Annotated in this window: 6 protein-coding genes; 2 read left to right on the top strand and 4 right to left on the bottom strand. The window is 64.6% G+C overall.

Going from position 1 to position 3,197, the window contains the following annotated elements:
• Both EOA28_RS30180 and EOA28_RS30175 read right to left on the bottom strand, forming a co-directional pair.
• The coding region (locus tag EOA28_RS30180) for an alpha/beta hydrolase (RefSeq protein WP_148670943.1) at positions 1-411 on the bottom strand (411 nt) is incomplete at its 3' end.
• 36 nt (positions 412-447) lie between these two features.
• Positions 448-681, bottom strand: a complete 234-nt coding sequence (locus EOA28_RS30175; RefSeq protein WP_126083264.1) for a hypothetical protein — start codon at positions 679-681, stop codon at positions 448-450.
• 160 nt (positions 682-841) lie between these two features.
• On the opposite strand from EOA28_RS30175, the gene EOA28_RS30170 reads away from it, so the two are divergent.
• Positions 842-1,561: a Crp/Fnr family transcriptional regulator gene (locus tag EOA28_RS30170; protein WP_127253929.1), complete on the top strand. Its 720-nt coding sequence runs from the start codon at positions 842-844 to the stop codon at positions 1,559-1,561.
• A 127-nt stretch (positions 1,562-1,688) separates the two neighbouring features.
• Here the strand turns inward: EOA28_RS30170 and EOA28_RS30165 are convergent, their stop codons facing one another.
• Together EOA28_RS30165 and EOA28_RS39125 are read right to left on the bottom strand one after the other, a co-directional pair.
• The gene (locus tag EOA28_RS30165) at positions 1,689-1,988 is read right to left on the bottom strand and encodes a DUF982 domain-containing protein (protein WP_042642795.1); all 300 of its coding nucleotides are present in this window, start codon (positions 1,986-1,988) and stop codon (positions 1,689-1,691) included.
• A 206-nt stretch (positions 1,989-2,194) separates the two neighbouring features.
• A complete protein-coding gene (locus tag EOA28_RS39125; protein ID WP_189342252.1) occupies positions 2,195-2,371 on the bottom strand; it encodes a hypothetical protein in 177 nt (58 codons plus the stop codon).
• Between the two features lie 158 nt (positions 2,372-2,529).
• Between EOA28_RS39125 and EOA28_RS30160 the strand changes: the two genes are divergently transcribed.
• On the top strand, positions 2,530-3,197 hold a 668-nt coding region (locus EOA28_RS30160; RefSeq protein ID WP_128315593.1), incomplete at its 3' end, for an SDR family NAD(P)-dependent oxidoreductase.

The following is a 3,197-nucleotide window of genomic DNA, read 5'->3' as shown; positions in this document are numbered from 1 at the left end:
GTCCCAGGCATCGGCGGTGGGGATGATGTCGAGCACAGCGAGCCTCTCGACGCGTTCCGGATGGTCGAGCGCCAGCCGGTAGGCGACACGCCCGCCGCGATCGTGACCGGCAACCATGAAGCGCCGGAAACCCAATTTCTCCATCAGCGCGACCATGTCGGCGGCCATGGCGCGCTTGGCATAGGGCGCATGATCGGCGGCCGATGGCGGGCAGGAGCTTTGCCCATAGCCGCGCAAATCGGCGCAGACGACCGTGAAATCCCGCGCCAGGATTGGGGCGACCTCGCGCCACATCGCATGCGTCTGCGGAAAGCCGTGCAGCAGAAGCAGGCCGGGGCCGGCGCCGGCGCGGCGGGCGAAGATCCTGGCCTCACCTGCGTCGATCTCACGGCTGTCGAAATCGTCGAACATGCTTGCCTCCGGTATCTCAACCGGCGCCGGCCGATCTCACGTCCAGGCCGAATCCAGCGTCAGCGACGCTTCGAAGATCTGGTCACGCTTTTCGTCGAGCACCTTAACCGTGATGGTCAAATGCCTGCCGCCCGGCATCTCGTCGCGGGCGACGTCATGCAGGATGCGCAGCGCCTCCATGCCGGCGCGCTCGCGGCTGGCGAAGAGCTGTCCCTCGGTATCTTCCTGGCTGTGCTCGGTGTTGTAAAGGTCGAAATAGAAGCGTTGCATCGGTACGTCGGTCCCAATCCGACGGTCAATTCGCGGGCGCGATCATGGTTCCAAACATCTGATCCAGAGGGAGAATTGGCTATGCGCCGGCTTTCGGCGCGGCACCGCTCGCAACCAGCGTCGGCCTGCGGCGTTAGGGGTGGCGAACGGAGGCAGCCGGATGCTGGAATCACTCTATCTCAATCTCGGCCAGCATGACGCTCTCTCGGACGAAGAGAAAGCGTTGCTCACATCGACCTTGTCGATCGAGAAATATTTCGGCGTGGGAGAGGATATCGTTGTCGAAGGAAGCAGGCCGACCTACAGCACCCTGATCATCGACGGGCTCGCCGCCCGCTACAAGGTTCTGGAGGACGGCGGCCGCCAGTTCACCTCGCTGCAGGTCGCGGGCGATTTCGTGGACCTGCATGCCTTCCTGCTGAAGACGATGGATCACGGCATCGTCGCGCTGTCGCCCTGTCATGTGGCGGCGGCCGAGCACAGCAAGCTCAAGACGATCACCGAGCAGGCGCCGCATCTCACCCGATTGCTCTGGCTGGACACGCTTGTCGATGGCGCCATCCATCGCGAATGGATCGTGGCCATGGGGCGCCGCTCCAAGCTGTCCCATCTCGCGCATCTCATATGCGAGCTGTTCGTCAGGCTTCAGGTGGTGAAGAAGACGCGTGACATGAGCTTCCACCTGCCGCTGTCGCAGGCTCAACTCGCCGACGTGCTGGGCTTGTCCGTCGTCCATATGAACAGGGTGATCGGAACCCTGCGACGCATGAACGTCATCAGCTGGACCAACCATATGATCACGATCCTCGACTGGGAGCGGCTGGTCACGATCGCCGAATTCGATCCGACCTATCTCAGCATGTCGCGCGAGCCGAGATAGGGCGGCCGGGATGGAGCGGCCTCCTAAAGCGCGTCGCGATCTTTCAGATTCGCTCCATGCGCTTTAGGTTTTTGATTTTACGCATGTCTTTATCCCGAAACCGGTTCCCACTTTCGAGAGACATGCTTTAGCTTGGCGGAACCTTGGAGCGCGACCACAACTCGTCCAGCATGGTGAGCGCGGCGCTCGGCGCGGCCTCCTTCAGCAGCCCCTGCTGCGCGGCGGCCTTCTTGAAGGCGGCAAAGGCGACGGCCGGCCGGCAGGTGCCCGCGATCGCATCGTCTACCAGCCGCGCCGCCTTGAGATAGTCCGGCGCTTCCTTGTTCTTCCAGGTCCCGGCGAGCGCCTTCTTGGCCTCGGCCACCGTGGTGACCACCATCGTGCCGCCGCTGACGAAGCGGATGGTGAGGGGGAGGAAACGGCTCATCGGGTCCTCACCATCCGAGCCATTCGCGCGTGCGCAAGGCAAGGCCGGCAAAGGGCGCCGCGGTGATCATGGCGGCGGCGAGGGTGAGAAGAGGGCTGTTTATAGGCAAGGATTTCATGGTGCACCACAAGATTGGGGATGGGCCTAAACGAGGATGTCGCCGGTCGGTTGCATCCGGCCGGCAAGTCGGCGCGACAAGCTCGAGGTTACATGTTGCTGGCGGGCCGGATCGGCGGCGCCGGCCGGTGCGGCGGCCGCGGGCGCGGCCTCAGCGGCACATCGGCGAGCGAAGCGCGGATCACCCTCGCGGGTGGTGGCGGCATGGCGCCGCGCCGGCGCCGCAAAGCGGCCGACAGGCTGCCGATGAAGGTTCGAACGTCCATGGGACTCCTCCTCGAGAGTCCCCCCATTGACGAAGGGTTATCACCCCGGACCGGCCAGCCGCATTTAACTTTGATGTATCCGCGGCATCCCGGCGGGGGAGACGAACCGCGGCCAACCTTTTGCGACGACATGCGTTGTCCCCTGAAAGGAGACCATCATGCCGACCAGCAGCCGAACGAAATCAGACGCAGCCCAAAAACCAATCACCGGGGAGAAATCAGTCGCCAGGGAGAAATCAGTCACCGGGGAGAAATCTGACACCGCCAAGGCCGCGCGCAGGCAGCGCAGCATCCAGCGTCAGGTCGATGCCACCGATCGCAGCAAGCCGAAGCCGAAAGCCTCGGGCGCCATGCAGGCCGGCGCGCGCCGCTACCCCGTGCCGCCTTTCCCGAAGCAGCATCATCCCAAGCCCGGCGAGGAATGGGCGATCGAGCCGGCGCCGCTCTATGAGGCGCCGTTCTGGCAAGGATCCGGCAAGCTCAAGGACAAGGTCGCGCTCATCACCGGCGGCGACTCCGGCATCGGCCGCGCGGTGGCCGTGCTGTTCGCGCGCGAAGGCGCCGACGTCGCCATCGCCTATCTCAGCGAGGATCGCGACGCGGAGACGACGAAGCGCGCCGTCGAGGCCGAGGGCAGGCGCTGCCTGGCGCTGCGCGGCGACGTCGCCAAGCGCGCCTTCTGCCGCAAGGCGGTGGCCGAGACGGTCAAGGCCTTCGGCAAGCTCGACGTGCTCGTCAACAACGCCGCCTTCCAGGTTCATTCGGCCGACTTCGCCGATCTCACCGAAAAGCATTTCGACACCACGCTGAAGACCAATCTCTACGG

The sequence above is a fragment of the Mesorhizobium sp. M2A.F.Ca.ET.067.02.1.1 genome (assembly GCF_004023285.1).
GTDB lineage: Bacteria > Pseudomonadota > Alphaproteobacteria > Rhizobiales > Rhizobiaceae > Mesorhizobium.
This window is presented reverse-complemented; position numbering and strand designations above follow the sequence as displayed.

What these genes read in the sequence shown, in the direction of transcription:
- EOA28_RS30175 (WP_126083264.1), bottom strand. Translation starts at nt 681, where the DNA reads ATGCAACGCTTCTATTTCGACCTTTACAACACCGAGCACAGCCAGGAA.
- EOA28_RS30170 (WP_127253929.1), top strand. Translation starts at nt 842, where the DNA reads ATGCTGGAATCACTCTATCTCAATCTCGGCCAGCATGACGCTCTCTCG.
- EOA28_RS30165 (WP_042642795.1), bottom strand. Translation starts at nt 1,988, where the DNA reads ATGAGCCGTTTCCTCCCCCTCACCATCCGCTTCGTCAGCGGCGGCACG.
- EOA28_RS39125 (WP_189342252.1), bottom strand. Translation starts at nt 2,371, where the DNA reads ATGGACGTTCGAACCTTCATCGGCAGCCTGTCGGCCGCTTTGCGGCGC.